General features: G+C 42.0%; 13 protein-coding genes. 8 read left to right on the top strand and 5 right to left on the bottom strand.

The genetic code is table 11. The features are described 5' to 3' along the window. Positions 1 to 230: 230 nt before the first annotated feature. Positions 231 to 1,565 (bottom strand): cell envelope integrity protein CreD, encoded by a 1,335-nt coding sequence (gene creD, locus AC1DUD_RS13340; protein ID WP_477375177.1) that lies wholly within the window; start codon positions 1,563 to 1,565, stop codon positions 231 to 233. 177 nt (positions 1,566 to 1,742) lie between these two features. Here creD and AC1DUD_RS13335 point away from each other — a divergent pair, with 177 nt between their 5' ends. Then, positions 1,743 to 2,135, top strand: a complete 393-nt coding sequence (locus tag AC1DUD_RS13335; RefSeq protein ID WP_477375176.1) for a hypothetical protein — start codon at positions 1,743 to 1,745, stop codon at positions 2,133 to 2,135. A gap of 1 nt (position 2,136) precedes the next feature. On the opposite strand, the gene AC1DUD_RS13330 is transcribed toward AC1DUD_RS13335, so the two are convergent. The 4 genes from AC1DUD_RS13330 to kbl form a co-directional block, all read right to left on the bottom strand. Further along, positions 2,137 to 2,718, bottom strand: coding sequence for a TetR/AcrR family transcriptional regulator (locus AC1DUD_RS13330; RefSeq protein WP_477375175.1), 582 nt, complete (start codon positions 2,716 to 2,718; stop codon positions 2,137 to 2,139). Next, on the bottom strand, positions 2,718 to 3,131 hold the full coding sequence (locus AC1DUD_RS13325) for a Rieske (2Fe-2S) protein (protein ID WP_477375174.1): 414 nt from the start codon (positions 3,129 to 3,131) through the stop codon (positions 2,718 to 2,720). The genes AC1DUD_RS13330 and AC1DUD_RS13325 overlap by 1 nt, the downstream gene beginning before the upstream one ends. Next, positions 3,128 to 4,162, bottom strand: a complete 1,035-nt coding sequence (gene pheS / locus AC1DUD_RS13320) for a phenylalanine--tRNA ligase subunit alpha (RefSeq protein ID WP_477375173.1) — start codon at positions 4,160 to 4,162, stop codon at positions 3,128 to 3,130. Before pheS ends, AC1DUD_RS13325 begins: the two co-directional genes overlap by 4 nt. A gap of 114 nt (positions 4,163 to 4,276) precedes the next feature. Then, on the bottom strand, positions 4,277 to 5,467 hold the full coding sequence (gene kbl / locus AC1DUD_RS13315) for a glycine C-acetyltransferase (protein ID WP_477375172.1): 1,191 nt from the start codon (positions 5,465 to 5,467) through the stop codon (positions 4,277 to 4,279). Positions 5,468 to 5,597: 130 nt separating this feature from the next. On the opposite strand from kbl, the gene AC1DUD_RS13310 reads away from it, so the two are divergent. The 7 genes from AC1DUD_RS13310 (at position 5,598) to AC1DUD_RS13280 (ending at position 19,348) form a co-directional block, all read left to right on the top strand. Continuing rightward, positions 5,598 to 8,078 (top strand): DUF5686 and carboxypeptidase regulatory-like domain-containing protein, encoded by a 2,481-nt coding sequence (locus AC1DUD_RS13310; protein WP_477375171.1) that lies wholly within the window; start codon positions 5,598 to 5,600, stop codon positions 8,076 to 8,078. Positions 8,079 to 8,231: 153 nt separating this feature from the next. Beyond that, on the top strand, positions 8,232 to 9,188 hold the full coding sequence (gene trhO, locus AC1DUD_RS13305) for an oxygen-dependent tRNA uridine(34) hydroxylase TrhO (RefSeq protein ID WP_477375607.1): 957 nt from the start codon (positions 8,232 to 8,234) through the stop codon (positions 9,186 to 9,188). Between the two features lie 119 nt (positions 9,189 to 9,307). Beyond that, a complete protein-coding gene (locus AC1DUD_RS13300) occupies positions 9,308 to 12,202 on the top strand; it encodes a ligand-binding sensor domain-containing protein (protein WP_477375170.1) in 2,895 nt (964 codons plus the stop codon). Positions 12,203 to 12,461: 259 nt separating this feature from the next. After that, positions 12,462 to 15,485 (top strand): SusC/RagA family TonB-linked outer membrane protein, encoded by a 3,024-nt coding sequence (locus AC1DUD_RS13295; protein WP_477375169.1) that lies wholly within the window; start codon positions 12,462 to 12,464, stop codon positions 15,483 to 15,485. 11 nt (positions 15,486 to 15,496) lie between these two features. After that, on the top strand, positions 15,497 to 16,978 hold the full coding sequence (locus AC1DUD_RS13290) for a RagB/SusD family nutrient uptake outer membrane protein (RefSeq protein WP_477375168.1): 1,482 nt from the start codon (positions 15,497 to 15,499) through the stop codon (positions 16,976 to 16,978). 116 nt (positions 16,979 to 17,094) lie between these two features. Continuing rightward, positions 17,095 to 18,447, top strand: coding sequence for a glucoamylase family protein (locus tag AC1DUD_RS13285; protein WP_477375167.1), 1,353 nt, complete (start codon positions 17,095 to 17,097; stop codon positions 18,445 to 18,447). A 103-nt stretch (positions 18,448 to 18,550) separates the two neighbouring features. After that, positions 18,551 to 19,348, top strand: coding sequence for a carboxylesterase family protein (locus AC1DUD_RS13280; protein WP_477375166.1), 798 nt, complete (start codon positions 18,551 to 18,553; stop codon positions 19,346 to 19,348). Positions 19,349 to 19,407: the final 59 nt, after the last annotated feature.

Here is a 19,407-nt window from a genome sequence, read left to right as displayed (position 1 = left end):
TTTTTAAACAAATAAGCTTAGCAGATATTTAACCATATCAGTGGTGTCGATATCTTCTATCTCAAATTGCTCATCAATCAGGTCGGAAAAGTCTGTTAGTTCGCGGCTCATAAAACAAAAAATTACTATGCTAACATAGTAATTTTTAAACTAAAAACCAAATTGGTATAAGGTATTTTTTTTTGTAAACATCAGAAGCCACCCAGGCTTCTGATGTTTACTGATTGATATTAATTTTTATCCCAGTTTATTTTGCGCGAAAAATACATCAATACCGCTATGATGATGAACAGGGCGATGCTGCCAACCATTAAGGCAAGATCTTCCAGTTGAATGATCACAAAAATGAAGGCGTAAAACACCGATAAAATAAAGGCGAACAGTATGGCTGCCTTTCCGTTTTTCAGGAGAGATGATATAAATACGGATATGAGCGATATGGTTGATACAGATGCAATGAGGTAAGCCATATTGTAACCAACCTGCTCCGAAAACGATAGCAGCAATGTGTAGTAAATAACCATAGCTGCACCAATCAATATATAGTTAAACATGTGTATTGGCTGTTTGCGGATAACCTCGGTTAAAAATAAGGAGATGAAGGTAAGCAGTATGATAAATATCGCATACTTGCTGGTGCGCATCGTTTTCTGGTACTGATCAACCGGGAGGCGAAGTTTTACACCAAAGGTTGCATCTTCCAGTTTTTTATCGTTGTCGAGCGTTTTTTGTGAACCAGTCCACTGCTGCGGGAATGGCCGGTTGTAGTACATCATCCGCCAGCTGGCGCTAAAACTGCCGCCATCAATTTTACGCTCGTCGGGTAGATGGTTACCATCAAAACTGGGACTGCTCCAGTTACCGTTAACCTGAACATCAGTAGTTTTACCAAGTTGTAAGAAACTTAGTCCCTCGCTGCCTTTTAAATCGAGCGTGTAATCAAACGGAATTTCGTTATTGTTTATTGATGAAAGATCAACAGCGGCCTGCAGGCCATCCCCAAAAACAGATTCAAACGAAGGTTCAGCATTGAGCACAGGAGTAGTTGTTTTTATAACGGGGCTACTTTTCAAACCTTTCAGATCGCTTACACTAAATTCAAACCGGGCTTTGTTTAAGTAGAGCTGGTTTATATTTACCCCGAGGGATGACAGGTCCAGCTTGGCAAAGTTGCCGCTCACTTTTACCTGGGTGTTGTAAACTGCAACATCGAAAATACCGCGATGCAATATTTGTGTGGTTAACCCTGCTTTAATATGCAGGTTATCGGGCAGGATATACAGGTTTTCAATAACCTCTTTCGTGACAGTATCTGTAAATTTTACCTGTTTTTTATAAGGAATAACCAATACCGGGCCTTTGATGATCTGGCTGGCCGACCAGCTATCAGATACTTCTTTGGCCATTTCATCCTGCCTGCTGGCCCGTTCGGTTACAAGGTTTTGAATGAAGGCCGAAGGTATTAGCAGTAAAAGCGCCAAGATCCCTATAAAGATCAATTTAAAAGTTGCCGACTCCTTGAGCCAACCTAATGTTGTTTGTTTTGGTGATTGTTCCTCTATCATGATTATTTAGATATAAAGTACTTTGTATTTCAAAGTTTGTAATTAAAAATAAAGGCTTTTGCTAAGCCTATGACAAAGATAATATAAAGTACTTTGTATTTCAAAGTTAAAATAAATAAAATTAGCTGTCAGTGTAGATTTAATTATAAAGGGCCTATTTGAGTTATTTATATCACTATGGAAAAGAAAAGACGAATTTATAACTGGATAATAACGGGATTGTGCCAGTCGCCAAATTGGTTTTCTGAAATATTTTATTTTGATAAAAGGGATGAACAGTTCTTCTCTATTCTTGTAACCGATTATTTTTTGTTTGATGAAGATTTTTCACCTGCTGATGGGGTTCAAAGTACTTATTCAGAAAGTACAATAGGGCTTCTCGCTGACCGGATGAGGAGAATGCATGAAGAAGATGACAACAGTATCATTGCTTTGCCAAGGGATGGAGAGGGATTGGATGATTATCAAGAAAGAGCCAGATCCTTTTTAAATCTCAATGCGATTGATTTAGAAAAAGCGACGATATGGAATATTGAGGAGTCAGGCTCAATTAATGTTAAGATAACCTGATTTACACCGAAACCGCCGCCTTAACCAAATAAGGCAGGATCTCTTTCTGAAAAGAAACAAAATTTTTCCGCACGTCCGAATCGCTTACCGATGTAAAGGCAAAGCTGAAAACGATGCTCTTGCTACACTTGATCAGGAAGCGTAGGCGCTGCTGGTAAGTTTCATGCTTGCGGATGCCAGGCAATTGAATAAATGATGCCATAAGCAGTTCTTCCAACTCGTTGGATAGGTTCTTTAAAAAGTCCTGGGAGTTGGTTGACTCGCGGATAAAATCCCAGCCGATGAACTCATTACAAACGGTGTAGGAGAGGCGGCAGGTTTTCATGATGAGGTTATTGAGATAGGCCTCCTCGTCAATATCGTTGTAATTACTTTGTACCAGGTCGTCAACACTGACTTTGATGTAATCCATCAGCAAGATGTGCAATACAGCCTCTTTGCTATCGAAGTATTTATAGATAGTTGCCTTGGCAATTTTAGCCTTTTTGGCAATCTCATTAACGCTGGTTTTATGGTATCCGAATTTGCGGAAAAGTTCCTGTGCTGCCCGCTTAATACTATCTTTTATTTTATCGGCTTCCATTAATTACTTACTTGAATTTCAAACTGGGTAACAGCTACCCTATATGTTCTTAATGCCTTTGTCGCCGGGGCTTTTACCGGTGTGCCATCCTCAAGGCTAAACTTTGAGCCGCTGCAGGGATCGGTTACTGTAAAGCCTGTATTATCAATTGTTACCGCGCACTTTTTTTCGGGCTGATAGCTGCTGCACCGGTCGTAAGCCGCATAGGTGCCATTTATTTTGCGGTAAATGATCAGTCCGGCTACACCATAACCATTAATGGAGACTGCCCCGCCCGAAACATTAAGGGCACTTAACGACGGGGTACCTAATGCAGCTTGGAAATTAACAGGTACGCTTGGTACGTTATCACCTGATTTTCCACACGAAAAGCAGGTGATACTTACCAATATCATTAACAATAGTTTCCTCATAACATTTCTGTTTGGAACTGTTTAAGGAAACGCGCATCATTCTCCGAAAACAGGCGCAGGTCGCGGATCACGTATTTAAGGTTGGCAATACGCTCCATGCCCATACCAAAGGCAAAGCCTGTATATTTTTTACTGTCGATGCCGCAGTTTTCCAAAACATTAGGATCAACCATGCCACAGCCTAAGATCTCCACCCAGCCGCTGTGTTTACACATATTACAACCGGCACCACCGCAAATGGTACATGAAATATCCATTTCGGCCGATGGTTCGGTGAACGGGAAGTATGAAGGGCGGAAACGTACTTTAGTACCTTCGCCATAAAGCTCCTGAACGAAGTGATAAAGCGTCTGTTTCAGATCAGAGAACGAAACATTTTCGTCAACATATAAACCCTCAACCTGGTGGAAAAAGCAATGTGCACGGGCCGAAATAGCCTCATTACGGTAAACCCTGCCCGGCATAATAGCGCGGAACGGTGGTTTGCCTGCTTCCATCATCCGCACCTGTACCGACGAGGTGTGGGTACGCAGGGCGATATCATCTTTACCGTTATTCTTTTTAATAAAGAAGGTATCCTGCATATCACGTGCCGGGTGTTCATCCGGGAAGTTAAGGGCCGAGAAGTTATGCCAGTCGTCCTCAATTTCCGGTCCTTCGGCAACAACGAAACCTAAACGTTTGAAAATGTCAATGATCTCGTTACGAACCAGCGATAACGGATGGCGTGAGCCTACAGTAAAGCCATCGCCTGGCAAAGTAAGGTCAAGGTCATTGCCTTTGCTTTGTGGGCCTGAACCAATGTTTTCTTTTAATTCGTTATACTTAGCCTCGGCCAGTTGTTTAAACTCGTTAAGTACTTTACCGAAAGTGCGTTTCTCTTCCGGACTAACACTTTTAAACTGCTCAAAAAGGTCTTTAATAATACCCTTGGTGCCTAAAAATTTAATACGGAACGCTTCCAGTTCGTCGGCATTGGCAGGCGAAAAGGCATTGATCTCGGCGGTATATTGGTCTATCTGAGCTTGCATTATAATGTATTGTTTGTAATTCTTTTGTTGTTATCCCGGTTTCCTGATTATTTTTCGGATGCAGGGATATATAGTTATGAGTTAATCGCTATACGCAGGACGGCAAATATAAGACTATTTAAGAACTCCCAACTCTTTACCCACCTTAGTAAACGCTGCAATAGCTTTATCCAAATGGTGCAAATCGTGCGCTGCTGAGATCTGTACCCTGATCCTTGCTTTGCCTTGCGGTACAACCGGGTAGTAAAAACCTATCACATAAATACCTTCCTCAAGCATTTTTGCAGCAAACTCCTGGGCCAATTTGGCATCATACAACATCACTGGGACTATAGGATGCACGCCAGGTTTAATGTCAAAACCTGCTTCGGTCATTTTTTTACGAAAGTATTGCGTATTGGTTTCCAGTTTATCGCGCAGTTCGGTGGTTTCGCTCAGCATATCCAGTACCGCTATCGAAGCTCCGGTAATAGCAGGAGCTAAAGTATTTGAGAACAAATACGGACGTGAGCGCTGGCGCAGCATATCAATGATCTCTTTACGGCCCGATGTAAAGCCGCCCGACGCGCCGCCCAAAGCTTTGCCTAATGTGCCGGTGATAATATCAATCCTGCCCATAACATTATGGTGCTCATGCGTACCGCGACCGCTTTTGCCCATAAAACCCGAGCAATGGCTCTCGTCAATCATAACAAGTGCATTGTATTTATCAGCCAGGTCGCAGATTTTATCCAACTGGGCAATTGTACCGTCCATGCTGAATGCGCCATCGGTTACAACAATGCGGTGACGCAGTTCCTGGGTAGCTTTTAGTTTCTCTTCCAGGTCGGCCATGTCATCATGTTTATAACGATAACGCTGAGCTTTGCACAAACGTACACCGTCAATGATCGAGGCATGGTTCAACTCGTCAGAAATAATAGCATCCTGATCGTTAAATAAAGGTTCAAACACGCCACCGTTGGCATCAAATGCCGCTGCATACAGGATGGTATCTTCGGTACCTAAAAATTCGGCTATCTTTTTTTCAAGCTCTTTATGAATATCCTGTGTACCACATATAAAACGCACAGATGATAAACCATAGCCATGAGTATCCATAGCATCTTTGGCTGCCTGGATCACTTTGGCATTGCCTGATAAGCCAAGGTAGTTATTGGCGCAAAAGTTAATTACTTCGGCACCGCTTTGCACAGTGATATCAGCTCCCTGAGGTGAAGTAATGATCCTTTCCTTTTTATATAACCCGGCGTTTTCAATTTCGGTTAATTCCTGCTGTAAAACCGGCTTTAGTGTGTTGTACATAGTGTGCGTGTTTTAAAGAGGGCAAAATTAAGCATTAGCGGGCATTTGATAGGGTTTATTAAACCTTAAATAATTATTAAGTGAATAATAAAACATTTTTAAGTCCTAAAGCATTACACATAAGTAACATATGAGAAAATACATACTACTATTCATCATTGCTTTCAGCGTAATAACCGCCTCTGCACAGCAATCACTTTTGACAGGGAAAATAACCGACAAAAACGGGCAGGTTATTCCTTTTGTTTCCATTTACATCCGCAATTCAACATACGGTACCACAGCTAATGAAAACGGTATTTACCAGTTTAAGCTTAGCCCGGGTACTTATAATGTGATTTACCGCTACGTTGGTTATACTGAAAAGATAGAGCAGGTTACCGTAACAGATCAGGAGCAGGAACATAACGTACAAATGGCCGATGAAGTATTTAGCACCGGCAGGGTAGCCGAAACTTATCGCAAAAACCGTGATGCTGCCGATACTATCATGAAACAGGTATTGAAGAAGCGGAAATACTATATTGAGGAAGCAGCATCATATTCATGTGCGGTTTATATTAAAGGTGTACAAAAGCTATTGAGTGTGCCCAAATCAATGCTGGGGCAGGAGGTAAGGAAAACCCTCGATCTTGATACGAATGGCCGGGGGATCCTTTATCAATCGGAATCATTGTCTGAATATAATTTTCAAAAGCCCAATAAGGTACGGGAGATCACTATTGCCAACCGTATGGCGGGGCAGAACACTGCTTTCGGCTATAAAAAAGCATCTGATCTGCAGGCTAATTTTTATCAGAATGTATTTATCATCAATGGATTGGCTACCCGGGGCTTTGTATCGCCGGTTGCATCGTACGCTTTCACGTTTTATAATTACAGGCTGCTGGGAACCTCGGTTGAGAACGGGCATACCGTTCATAAAATCCATGTAACCCCCAAACGCGGGCACGGTCAATATTTTCAGGGGGATATTTACATCGTTGATGGCGACTGGCGTATTTATAGTGTTGACCTTTTTGTTGAAAATAAAACAAGCAACCTTAACCTGGTTGATACTTTAAAGATCAGGCAGCAATACGTAGCTATAACTGATAGTGTGTGGATGCCGGCCTCGACCCAATACAGCTTTAAGGGGGCAGTTTTTGGATTTAAATTTGGCGGTTATTACGCCGCTGTTTATAACAACTATAAAATAAATCCAACTTTTCCGGATGATTTTTTCACCGGCGAGATCTTAAAAATTGATACAGTAGCCAACAGTAAAAAGCCCGATTACTGGTCCAACGCACGGCCGATACCCTTAACTGCATTTGAAGACCGTGATTACAGGAAAAAAGATGCGTTTGAAGAATATAAAAAAACGGATACTTACCTGGATTCGCTCCAGCATCATAAAAACCGTATTAATTATCCCGGCTACCTGATATTTGGTTACGCTGCCAGCAATAAAAGCAACAGGGATTCATTATACATTTTCCCGTTTCTGCAAACGTTTTATTACAACACAGTGGAGGGCTTTGGGATTAACGCCAAGGTAAGTTATATCCGTACTATTGATGATTTTCATTCGCTGACAGTTACCCCGGCAGTACGTTATGGCTTTTCCAATAAGATCTTCAGCGCCAATATAGGCTTTGAGTATAAGAATGATCCTTTCCACAATGCTAAGTTTTATGCCGATTTTGGCAGCGATGTGCTCGACCTGAATAACGTAGGCACACGTTCGTTATATTTCAATACGCTGAGTACACTGTTGAGTGAAAACAACTATGTTAAATATTACCGCAGCCACTATGGCGATTTTGGTTATCAGCGTGAGGTATTGAACGGCGTTTTCTTAAAAGGAGGTTTTTCTTATTCAAGCCGATCGCAGTTGTACAATACCTCTTTTAGCAAGATAAAGGATAATAAGAACCGCGAATTTACATCAAACAATCCTTTGGCTCCCGCGGGTACGCCGGCCAATGACCATTCGTTTTTGTTTCCGGATAACCAGGCTTTAGTGTTTAACGCGTCGGCAACATTTACTTTCGATCAGCGGTACGAAACCAGGCCTACAGGCAAGTTTAACCTGCCTTCAAAATATCCAACGTTAACGGTAAATTACCGAAAAGGATTTAAAAACATTATAGGCTCGGATGTGGATTATGATTTTGCTTCTGTTGATCTCTCGCAGGATCATATCCGTGTAGGGCTTTCCGGCTATTCATCATTTAAAGTATCTGGTGGTGGGTTTTTCAATAATAATACGTTGTATTACATGGATTATAACCACTTTTTAGGTAACCAGGGCACCACTTTTGATCCTACCTATGTGGGTAGTTTCCACTTCTTGCCATTTTATACCTACAGTACCAACGGGGCTTTTTTAGAGGCGCACTATCAGCATAACTTCGCCGGATCATTATTTAACCGGATTCCGCTGTTAAGGAAACTTAAACTCGAAGAAATTATCGGTGCCAACTATCTTACCACCAAAAACAACCGCAATTACCGCGAGTTTTATGTGGGTGTACAACGCCTCATTTTCCGTGTTGACTATGGTATATCCTATGCCGGCGATAAAAAATACATCCAGGGCTTCAGGATCTTTTACGGAATCAGGTAATTTGAGGTGAGTAGTTGATAGGTGAATGGTTGATTGGGTTTGATATTTTTTAGATCAGCAACCACTCACCTAATCAACCATTCAACTTTTCACTAAAAATTCTTACATTTGCGCCGCTCATTTAACACTGTTTGCAGCAGTATCGATGATTTTATGGAAATGTATAATACCCTACTATACTATTGTTATTCAACGATAGCTGATGCGGAGCAATTTGCTGCCGATCATTTAAAATTTTGTAAAAGTTTAGGTTTAACCGGTCGTATTATTGTAGCCGACGAAGGGCTTAACGGCACCGTTTCGGGGACTGTTGAAGCTTGTAAAACCTATATGGATACCGTACACGCCGATGAGCGCTTTGCTGCTGCCGAGTTTAAAATTGACGAGGTAGATACGCCATCATTTGTAAAAATGCATGTACGTTATAAATCAGAGATCGTACACTCAGGCCTGCGTGATCCTAACATTATCGACCCAAAACAAAAGACAGGCAAACACCTGGAGCCAAAAGAGTTTTTGGCGATGAAAGACAGGGATGATGTTGTTGTATTGGACGTTCGTTCAAACTACGAGCACTCTTTAGGCAAGTTCAAAAATGCGGTAACGCTTGATATCGATAACTTCCGCGATTTTCCGGACATGATCAATGAGCTGGCAAAGTACAAGGATAAAAAGATCCTGACTTACTGCACTGGCGGCATCAAATGCGAAAAAGCGTCGGCATTGCTTTTGCACGAAGGTTTTCCTGAAGTATACCAGTTGCATGGTGGGATCATTAAATATGGTAAAGAAGCAGGCGGTGAGGATTTTGAAGGCAAATGTTATGTATTTGATAACCGCCTTTCGGTTGACGTAAACAGCGTAAACCCTGTTGTTATTTCAACTTGCTTCAATTGTGGCAAAACCACTCCCAAAATGATCAATTGCGCCAACCCTGAGTGTAATGAGCATTTTACCCAATGCGATGAGTGCGGAACCGCTATGGATGGCTGCTGCAGCGACGCTTGTAAAGATCATCCGCGCAAACGTATTTATGACGGTACAGGTTATTATGTAAAAGTGCCCCAACCGGTAAACGTGAGCAAAACCAAATTGCAACCGGCCGATTAAGATCGGTCAAGTCCGGTAAATGATACGAAGCTTACCCCTAAGGGTAGGCTTTTTTCTTTTATCGGGCTCAAACATTACTTTAGTAACTTGAATTACATAAGCATCATTTTATTTTAACCATGCGTAAACCCCTCTTAGTTTTTATTTACCTGCTTTGTATTTCGGTTTGGCAAGCATTTGCGGTTGATATTAAAAGTATAGGGGTTCCGTATGTGCAAAATTATACCAAGGCCCTTTATCAGTTTGGCAATCAAAACTGGTCGGTAACGCGCGATGAGCACGGTATCATGTATTTTGGCAATGCGCAGGGTTTGTTGGCTTATGACGGCAAGTACTGGCAGCAGTACCATATGCCCAACGGGCTAATAGTGCGGGCGGTAACTGCCGATGGCAAAGGGAAAATATATGCCGGCGGTTACGGCGAATTTGGCTACTGGGAAAATGATAATAAAGGTTTTTTAAAATATACATCGCTTATAAGCCTGGTGCCTAAAAAGTTTTTGCCCATTAATGAGGAGGTTTGGAAAATCTATTGTGAAAAAGACAGGGTCTTGTTCCAGGCTTTTGGCTCCATTTATATCTACTCAAAGGGTAAGATCGAAGTTGTAAAAGCACAGCAACCTTACCTTTTTCTTTTTAAAGCCGGAAACCGCTTTTTTGTGGAGCAACTGTTAAAAGGGTTGTTTGAACTTAAGGGTTCAAAATTAGAATATGTAAAAGGCAGTGAAATTCTTGGTGTAAGCGGTGTATTATCTATCCTCCCTTTTCAGCATAACAAATATATTATTGGTACGGCCAAAGGTGGTTTGTTTATTTACGACGGTGAAACTATTAAACCCTGGGCCAATCAATGTAATGACTTTTTGAAAACCTATCAGCTTAATAACGGGGTGGCTATTGCAGGCAGATATCTTGCCTATGGAACTATTCTTAACGGCATTGTAATAGTTGATACCGCCGGCAGGGTGGTACAACACATTAACAAAGCCAGCGGTATGCAAAATAATACGGTATTGAGTTTATATACAGATGCAGAGCAAAACCTTTGGGCAGGGCTTGATAATGGCATCGACCGTATTGAGGTTAACTCACCATTATATTTTTATTTTGATAAAACAGGCAAATTCGGTACTGTTTATGCAAGCATTATTTTTGACAAAAAGATTTACCTGGGCACCAATCAGGGCTTGTTTTACAGCGATTGGCTGCCCGAGAGTAACAAAGGCCCTTTCCAGTCGTTTGATTTTAAGCTCATACCAGGTTCACAGGGGCAGGTGTGGGACCTTTCCCTGCAGGATGGCCGCTTGCTGTGCGGTCATAACGACGGTACTTACCAGGTAACCGGTAATTCGATAACTAAGATCTCGGATATGACCGGGGGGTGGACCATCAAAAAAATAGCTCCTGATATGCTGATTCAGGGAACTTATACAGGTTTGGTTATCTATAAAAAAGACGCGGCAGGAAACTGGCATTTTAGCCATAAGCTGGCCGATTTTGGCGAACCTTCGCGCTACGTTGAAAGGGATAGCAAAGGGCAGATATGGGTAAGCCATGCTTACAAAGGCATCTATAAATTATCCCTGAGCGCCGACCAAAAAAAGGCCGTGTCACGCGTTTACTATGATAAAAGCTATGGCCTGCCCGGCAGTTACAATATCAACGTATTTGACCTGGATAATCGCATCGTTTTTTCGTCTGACTCGGGATTTTATGTGTATGATGATATTACCGATCGTTTCTTCAAATACCAGCAGTTAAATAAAAAGCTGGGCACGTTTGCCACTTCAAGCAAAATCATAAAAGCTATAGGCAAAAAGTATTGGTTCATTAACCAGGGGAGGGTTGCCCTTGCGGATCTTTCAGTACCCGGAAAGTTAACTATTGATACTAATCGCTTCACCATACTCAGCGGGCAAATGGTACAGCATTATGAAACTATAAATCGCATTAATAACTCAACTTATCTTATCAGCGTTGATGATGGCTTTGTAATACTCAATGATGATGACGCGCTACGCGGTAATAACATCAATATTCCTAATGTACTTATCAGGCGGGTTGAGAATGTAACCGATAAGGTATCATTAATAAGTGAGGATGGTTTTAGCAAGGATGCGATTGAAATACCTTATACCCAGAATAACATCCGGATAGCTTATTCATTGCCGTATTTCAGACAGGCTAAGATCAAATTCCAATACTATCTTGATGGATATTCGCGTCAGTGGAGTGATTGGACAGTGCAAAGTCAAAAAGAGTTTACCAATCTTGACCAGGGGACATACCATTTTAAAGTACGCGCCAAGATCAATGATCAGCAGGTATCGGCCGAAACCGTTTTTACCTTTACTATATTACCGCCCTGGTATGCCGGGAAAATTGCCATGTTTTTTTATCTGCTACTGATTGTATTGTCGTATTATGTCATCAGGCATTACTATCGCCTTAAATTAAAACGCCATCAGCAGCACATCCACCAAAAGCTTCAAAAAGAAAAAGAGGAGTTTTTAAAGCAGGAAGCCATCGCTAACGAACAGCACATCGTCAATATAAAAAATGAGCAGCTACAGGCCGACCTGGCAAGTAAAAGCCGCGAGCTGGCAAACTCGGCTATGAACATTGTTTATAAAAATGAGTTGCTGCAAAAAATAAGCGACGAGCTTGGACATCTTAAAGACAGTAATGGCAAAAAGCTGGCCGAAGAACAACTGCGCCGCATCCAGAAAGTGATTGACGAAGGTATGAGCGATGACCGCGACTGGAACATTTTTGAGAACAGTTTTAACGAAGCACACGAAAATTTCTTTAAAAAATTGAAGACCGGTCACCCCGACCTGGTCCCTAATGATCTGAAATTATGTGCTTACCTGCGCATGAACATGAGCAGTAAGGAAATGGCATCCCTGCTTAATATTTCATTACGAGGTGTGGAAATCCGGCGGTACAGGCTTCGTAAAAAGCTCAATCTGGAGCATGATAAAAACCTCACGGAGTTTCTCATCGAGCTATAACACTACATCATTACCTCTCATTGCGTCATTTTGAACCCTTGTCTTTAACCGGGGTTATGTAGTAGTTTTTATAGCTGTTTTTCTTTTTAAAATGTTGTTTTTTAGGGTATTATATTTTGTGAAAACATTTGCTGTGAAAGTATTCTTATAGTGGTGTATTAATGTTGAGTTATATTATTTGTTAAAAGTTGATTATCTGTACAGCTTTGCAAATCAATAAACCAATTATTTTTTCAATCCGTATTATTTATTAACCACTATGAAAAGAATTTTTACTATTTCAGGGTTGATGTTGTTACTGTTATTTTGTTATGACGCAGCGTTTGCACAAAACGTTACAATTAAAGGTAAAATAACCGACGGAAAAACAGGCGAGGCTTTAATAGGCGTGTCTGTTTCAGTTAAAGGAACAACTATAGGCACCCAAACAGATGTAAACGGAGCTTTTACACTCAAGACACCAGGAAGCGGAACTTTAACAATAGCTTATATCGGCTATGCCACGCAAGAAATAGCCATCGGCAGTCAAACATCTATTAACGTAGCCCTGCAACCACAAACCAATGAGCTGCAACAGGTAGTTGTAATAGGTTATGGTACTCAGCGAAAGCTTGATGTAACCGGGTCAATTGCTACCGTTAAGGGCTCTGATGTTGCCAAGCAAGCGTCACCTAATGCATTAAGTGGTTTACAAGGTAAAGTATCAGGCGTACAGATTACTAATAGCGGTACACCAGGCAAATCACCTGATATTACCATTCGTGGTTTAGGTACCATTTACGGTAACACTAAACCATTATTTGTAGTTGACGGAGTTTGGTATGATGACATCAGCTTCCTTAACCCGCAGGATATTGAAAGTTTTAGCATTTTGAAAGATGCTTCAAGTACAGCTATATATGGTATCCGTGCAGCCAACGGCGTAGTTCTGATCGGAACAAAGCGTGGGGTAAAAGGTAAACCGGTTATTAATTACAATGGATATGTAGGCCTTCAGGCTGTTACCAACCAGGTAAAGATGGCAAACGCCAACCAGTATGCTACGGCGGTAAATGAGCTTTCGGCATTAAACGGCGGCGATCCGATATTCAGCAATCCTTCATCATACGGCACAGGAACTGATTGGTATAAGCAAATATTACGCAAAGCATTTACTACTAACCATGAGGCATCAATAAGCGGCGGTACGGATAAGTATACTTACAACTATTCATTCGGTTATCTTAATCAGGACGGTTTAGCCAAAACAAATAATTACCAACGTTATACAGTTCACTTGTCAAACGACTTTAAGCCTACTAAAAATCTGAAGTTTGGCTATACGGCAAGTGCGTTATCTGATTTATCGAAAGATGTCAATGGTGGTATTTTTCACCAGTTATTTGGCGCGGCACCTACACTGCCTGTACGCAAAGCCGACGGTGGCTATGGCGATCCTAACGATTATGGTACTGGCGACGGTAATAACTATAACCCGCAGGCTACTATTGATTTCTTCAATCAGCGCACCAAAAACAAGCGTTTTACCTATAACGCTTATGGCGAAATTACGTTCCTGAAAAACTTTAAATTTAAATCAAGTTATGGGGGAGATATCAGCCAAAATGAAGTGAGGGCATTTACTCCTGTGTACTTTGCTACCCAAAAACAGCAAAGCAATAAAACCAATCTGGATGTTAATCACACTGATGTGCGCAACTGGATATGGGAAAATACGCTAACCTATGACGTTAAAATAAAAGATCATAAAATTACAGCGTTAGTAGGTTATAGTGCACAAAACAATCAAACCAAACAGATAGACGGAAAAGCAGATTACGTTCCGTATGTAAAGAATGGTAGCATCAGGGGCTCATTCCCGGATACAACCAATGTAAATTACTTTGCAACTCCGGGCAGCCAGATCCATACCCGCGCATTATCGCAGTTTGCACGTGTTAATTATTCGTTCAGAGATAAATATTTACTGAATGCATCTATTCGTCGCGATGGTGCTTCTCAGTTTTATGGAGATCATACTTACGGATATTTTCCTTCGGTTGGTGCCGGCTGGATAATTACCAACGAGGAGTTCATGAAAGATCAGAAAGTATTCAGTAACCTGAAACTCCGTGGAAGCTGGGGTAAAGTTGGTAACTCTGGTGTACCTATTAACCCAACCGTACAGGTTATTGCAACAGACCCTTACCTGACAGGTTTATTCGGTAACCCAACTACGCTTTATCCGGGTGCAAGTGTCAACTCAATAGTACCACCATCTATTGTTTGGGAAAAAACAGTATCATCTGATTTTGGCTTAGAAGGTGGCTTGCTTAATAATAAATTAACTTTTGAAGCCGATTACTACAACAGGGAAACTCAGGATGCAATTTTCGCGATCCCTGTAGCGGGTTCATTGGGTACAGTTAACAGCTCATTGATAGGTAACCAGGCAAGTATTCAAAACAGGGGATGGGAGTTTTCATTAGGTTGGAAAGATAACACCTCTAAAGACTTCAATTACAGTATCAGTGCTAATATTGGTATCAACAATAATAAAGTACTTAATGTAGTAACCGGTCAAAACCCAATTTATGATGGTGGCGAAGGAATCGCTAATGGCGCGTTAGCTACCCGCACTGTGGTTGGCCAACCAATAGGTCAGTTTTACGGCTACAAGGTAACAGGCATTTTCCAAACAGCTGCGCAGGTTGCTGCCTCAAAACAACCAGGAGCGGCCCCCGGCGATTTCATTTACCAGGATACTAATAATGATGGTATATTGGATAGCCGCGACCGTGTAGCTTTAGGTAGCCCACTGCCAAAATATAACTATGGCATAAATACATCATTCACTTATAAAAACTTCGACCTGGCTTTAGATTTTCAGGGCGTTGCAGGTGTAAGTGTTTATAATGCCAATATCGCTTACCGTTTTGGCAATGAAAACTTCACCCAGGATTTTTATGACCACCGCTGGCATGGCGCGGGTACTTCAAATACCTATCCATCTGTAAATGTTGGTAAAACATCAAATTCTGCCCCTAACTCATTTTATGTTGAAAGCGGTGCTTACTTCAGGATGAGGAACGCGCAGTTAGGCTACACTATACCTGGCAACTTCCTGAAGAAACTGAATATTTCAAAAGTCAGGATCTATGCTAATGCACAAAATGCAATTAACCTGTTCGGCTATAAAGGCTTCTCGCCAGAAATTGGCGGCGATGTAGGCAGCAGGGGTATTGATGCAAGTGTGTATCCATTGTTCGCTACCTATAATTTTGGTGTTAACGTTACTTTTTAATCAATATAAAGATGAAAAACAGTACAAAATATTTGCATAAGGCTATTGCTTTAGGTCTTATTGCTTCACTTATATCTTTCCAAAGCTGTAAAAAAAGCTTTCTAAATGTTGATCCGGCGCAGAATACAGCGGCAACATTGTTTTTCAAAACTCAGGATGATGCTACAAAAGCTGTCAGCGCTATGTATGCTAACCTGCGCGAGTGGAACAACATCGCCTTTGCGCCTATTGCTGTAGAAAGCATGGGCTCTGACGATGTAGAAAAAGGAAGTACCGCCAGCGATGCTACCTTTTTTAACGATTATCACAACTTTACCATTACTTCGGGCGATGCTCAATTGGGCGGTTTCTGGAGAGGACAGTATCAAACAATCAACTTTGCTAACCAGATACTTGCCAACGTTCCGGGTATCACCATGGACGAAACTTTAAAAGCAAGATACCTGGCCGAAGCTAAATTTATCAGGGCTTATGCATATTTCAGGTTGGTTAGGGCTTTTGGCGATGTGCCATTACGTTTAAGCTTACCTAAAAGTGCGTCGGAGTATAATTTGCCACGTACTGCCAAAGCACAGGTTTGGGCAGCTATTGAAACAGATTTAAATGATGCAGCTAATGTATTGCCGCAAACTTACAGCTCTGCTGATCTAGGTCACGCTACAAAAGGTGCCGCACTTGCACTGCATGCAAAAGTTGCTATGTACCTGAAAAAATGGAGCGATGTTTTAAGCTATACCAATCAGGTGATGGGTTTTGGTTATTCATTGTATCCTGATTATGAGCAATTGTTCCGTACAACGCATAAAAATAACCAGGAATCGATATTTGAGGTACAGTGTGCTTTGATACCTAATAATCCGGATGCATCAAACTCACAGTATTCGCAGGTTCAGGGTGTACGTGGCGTTACAGGTGGTGGCTGGGGCTTTAATGTACCAAGCCCCGGTTTAGCTGCCGCATATGAAACTGGTGACCCCCGCCGTGATGCTACTATCATATTCAGGGGCGAAACTACACCTGAAGGAGATAAAATCCCCGCAACAGGCGATAACCCTATGTACAATCAAAAATCATACGTGCCTTTCAGTCAGTATGTATCAGGTTTTAATGAAGGTTGCCAGCAAAATAAGATCGTTTTGCGCTACGCCGATGTATTGCTGATGAACGCTGAAGCTAATAATGAGCTTGGTAGTTCTGCGGCTGCGCTAATTCCGTTGGAGCAGGTTCGTGCCCGCGCCCGCGCCGGTAATAATGCTATTTTACCTAAAGTTATTACTACAGACCAGGCTACATTACGCACTGCCATATACAACGAAAGAAGATTTGAGTTGGCCATGGAATTTGAACGTTATTTCGACGTGATCCGTCAGGGCAGGGGCACCGCGGTTTTCGGCTCGCGTGGTTGGAAAGCAGGCAAAAACGAAGTATGGCCTGTGCCTCAAACAGAAATAGATTTGAGCGGTGGTGCTTTAACACAAAACCCAGGTTATTAATTAACCAATAAAATACACACAGTTGATTGATCATGAGGTTGCTTTGTTGAGTTTAACGGGCAACCTCTCTTTTTTAATGAAAACCCTGTTTTTCATATTCAAACGCAAATAGCTTAATGAAAAAACTATTAATTACCCCGGTATTTATGTTGGCTGCCATTTGCTGCTTTGCCCAAAAAGCGGCAAAAAAAACAGAAGATGGCATTAAGCCCGTTGGCATTATCAAAAACCTTACGGATAGCGCTTTGCTTGATGTAGTACAGCGCCAAACCTTCCGCTATTTTTGGGATTTTGGACATCCGGTTAGTGGCCTGGCCCGGGAACGCAGCAACACTTCTTTTGACTACGGAAACGAGGTGGTAACCACGGGAGGTTCTGGTTTCGGGATCATGTCGCTCATCGTGGCTGATAGCCGCAAGTGGGTTTCACATGAACAAGCGGTTGACCGTATGGTTAAGATCGTTAACTTTTTATACAAGGCAGATGCTTTTCACGGTGCTTTCCCGCACTGGTTAAATGGCGAAACAGGTAAAGTGATCCGGTTTGGTCGCAAGGATGATGGCGGAGATATTGTTGAATCTGCTTATTTATTCCAGGGTTTATTGTGCGCAAGGCAGTATTTCAATGCCGATGACCCTAAAGAGCGTCGCATCCGTGATGTAATCAACTGGATGTGGGGCGAAATGGAGTGGAGCTGGTATACCCGCGATGGCCGCGATGCCCTTTACTGGCACTGGAGCCCTAATAATGGCTGGGCTATGAACTTTCCTATTCACGGCTTTAATGAGTGTTTGATAACTTACGTACTGGCGGCATCAGCACAACGTTACCCGGTTAGCGCCGATGTATATCACCGCGGATGGGCCCAAAGCGATTTCTTTAAAAATGGCAGAACTTTTTATGGCTTTAAATTACCATTAGGTTTTGATTATGGTGGTCCGCTGTTCTTTTCACAATACTCATTCCTTGGCCTTAACCCCAAAGGATTAAAGGATGATTATGCTGACTATTGGGAGCAAAACAAAAACCATACACTGATCAATCATGCCTACTGTGTTGACAACCCTAAAAAGTTTAAAGGCTACGGTGAAAATTGCTGGGGCTTAACTGCCAGCGATAACTTTGAGGGCTATAATGCCCATTCGCCAACTAACGACCTTGGGGTAATTACACCAACAGCAGCACTCTCTGCGTTCCCTTATACCCCGGAATATTCGATGAAGGCATTGCGCCATTTCTATTATGATCTGGGTGATAAGATCTGGGGTGAATATGGTTTTACCGATGCTTTCAGCGAATCGCATAACTGGTATGCTAATTCTTATTTAGCTATCGACCAGGGGCCGATCGTCGTGATGATTGAAAATTATCGCACCGGCTTGTTGTGGAAACTTTTCATGAGTTGCCCTGAGGTTCAGGGAGGCTTGAAAAAGCTTGGTTTTGAGAGCCCGGCAATCGCAAAAAATTAATTCGGCATAAAAAAATAAACAAAAGGTCGTTAAAGAGGTTAAATTTGTCTTGATGCAACAGCGATATTCACGCTGGTTGTAAAGGAGAGAAGCATTTTAACCCATGATCAAAATAATACGAATCACAGGAATGCTAAGCTTGCTCTTAGCATTCTCTTTTTTAGCCCGAGCCCAAAATTTGACCTCTTTTGACAGGGGTAGCTTTATCTTTAAAGTGGATACGCTGCCATATCGTATATTATTCCCAAAACATTTTAATCCGGGGCAAAAGTATCCTTTGTTGTTTGTTTTGCACGGTTCTGGGGAACGGGGAAACAATAATGAGTCGCAACTGGCTTACGGTGCTCAAAGACTTTTACAGGACAGTGTACGGGAAATTTACGAGGCCATTGTAGTTTACCCCCAATGCCCGGCAAAAAGCTACTGGAGCAATGTGAAGCAGGTTACCGATTCGACCACCAATAAGCGTAAATTTATTTTCCAGGAAGACGCCCCGCCAACCATGGCTATGATCATGTTGATGGGACTGGTTGACCAGTTTTTGGATAAACCTTTTGTTGATAAGCATAGAGTTTATGTAGGTGGTTTAAGTATGGGCGGTATGGGCACATTTGAACTTATCGGCCGTGAGCCGAAGGTATTTGCAGCGGCCTTTGCCATTTGCGGCGGCGATAATACCCTGAACGCAAAGAAATACGCCAAAAAAGTTCCACTCTGGATCTTCCACGGTAATAATGACCCTGTTGTACCGGCAGATCATTCGCAGGTAATGGTTGATGCTATTAAAGAAGCAGGGGGGCATCCAAGGTTTACGCTATATCCCGGAGTAGGTCATAACAGTTGGGATAATGCCTTTAATGAGCCGGATTTGCTGCACTGGTTGTTTTCGCATAGTAAGTAGGAAAGGTAAAATCGATAATCATGTCATCGAGGAGGTACGACGAAGCAATCGCATGCTAT

Source organism: Mucilaginibacter sp. P4_A11, from assembly GCF_056402535.1.
The sequence above is the reverse complement of the archived record's forward strand: the minus strand, read 5'-3'. Positions and strand labels throughout refer to the sequence as shown.

Coding starts and splice junctions, on each gene's coding strand:
- AC1DUD_RS13290 (WP_477375168.1), top strand. CDS start 15,497: ATGAAAAACAGTACAAAATATTTGCATAAGGCTATTGCTTTAGGTCTT.
- AC1DUD_RS13285 (WP_477375167.1), top strand. CDS start 17,095: ATGAAAAAACTATTAATTACCCCGGTATTTATGTTGGCTGCCATTTGC.
- AC1DUD_RS13310 (WP_477375171.1), top strand. CDS start 5,598: ATGAGAAAATACATACTACTATTCATCATTGCTTTCAGCGTAATAACC.
- AC1DUD_RS13330 (WP_477375175.1), bottom strand. CDS start 2,718: ATGGAAGCCGATAAAATAAAAGATAGTATTAAGCGGGCAGCACAGGAA.
- AC1DUD_RS13300 (WP_477375170.1), top strand. CDS start 9,308: ATGCGTAAACCCCTCTTAGTTTTTATTTACCTGCTTTGTATTTCGGTT.
- AC1DUD_RS13325 (WP_477375174.1), bottom strand. CDS start 3,131: ATGAGGAAACTATTGTTAATGATATTGGTAAGTATCACCTGCTTTTCG.
- AC1DUD_RS13280 (WP_477375166.1), top strand. CDS start 18,551: ATGATCAAAATAATACGAATCACAGGAATGCTAAGCTTGCTCTTAGCA.
- creD (WP_477375177.1), bottom strand. CDS start 1,565: ATGATAGAGGAACAATCACCAAAACAAACAACATTAGGTTGGCTCAAG.
- trhO (WP_477375607.1), top strand. CDS start 8,232: ATGGAAATGTATAATACCCTACTATACTATTGTTATTCAACGATAGCT.
- AC1DUD_RS13295 (WP_477375169.1), top strand. CDS start 12,462: ATGAAAAGAATTTTTACTATTTCAGGGTTGATGTTGTTACTGTTATTT.
- pheS (WP_477375173.1), bottom strand. CDS start 4,162: ATGCAAGCTCAGATAGACCAATATACCGCCGAGATCAATGCCTTTTCG.
- AC1DUD_RS13335 (WP_477375176.1), top strand. CDS start 1,743: ATGGAAAAGAAAAGACGAATTTATAACTGGATAATAACGGGATTGTGC.
- kbl (WP_477375172.1), bottom strand. CDS start 5,467: ATGTACAACACACTAAAGCCGGTTTTACAGCAGGAATTAACCGAAATT.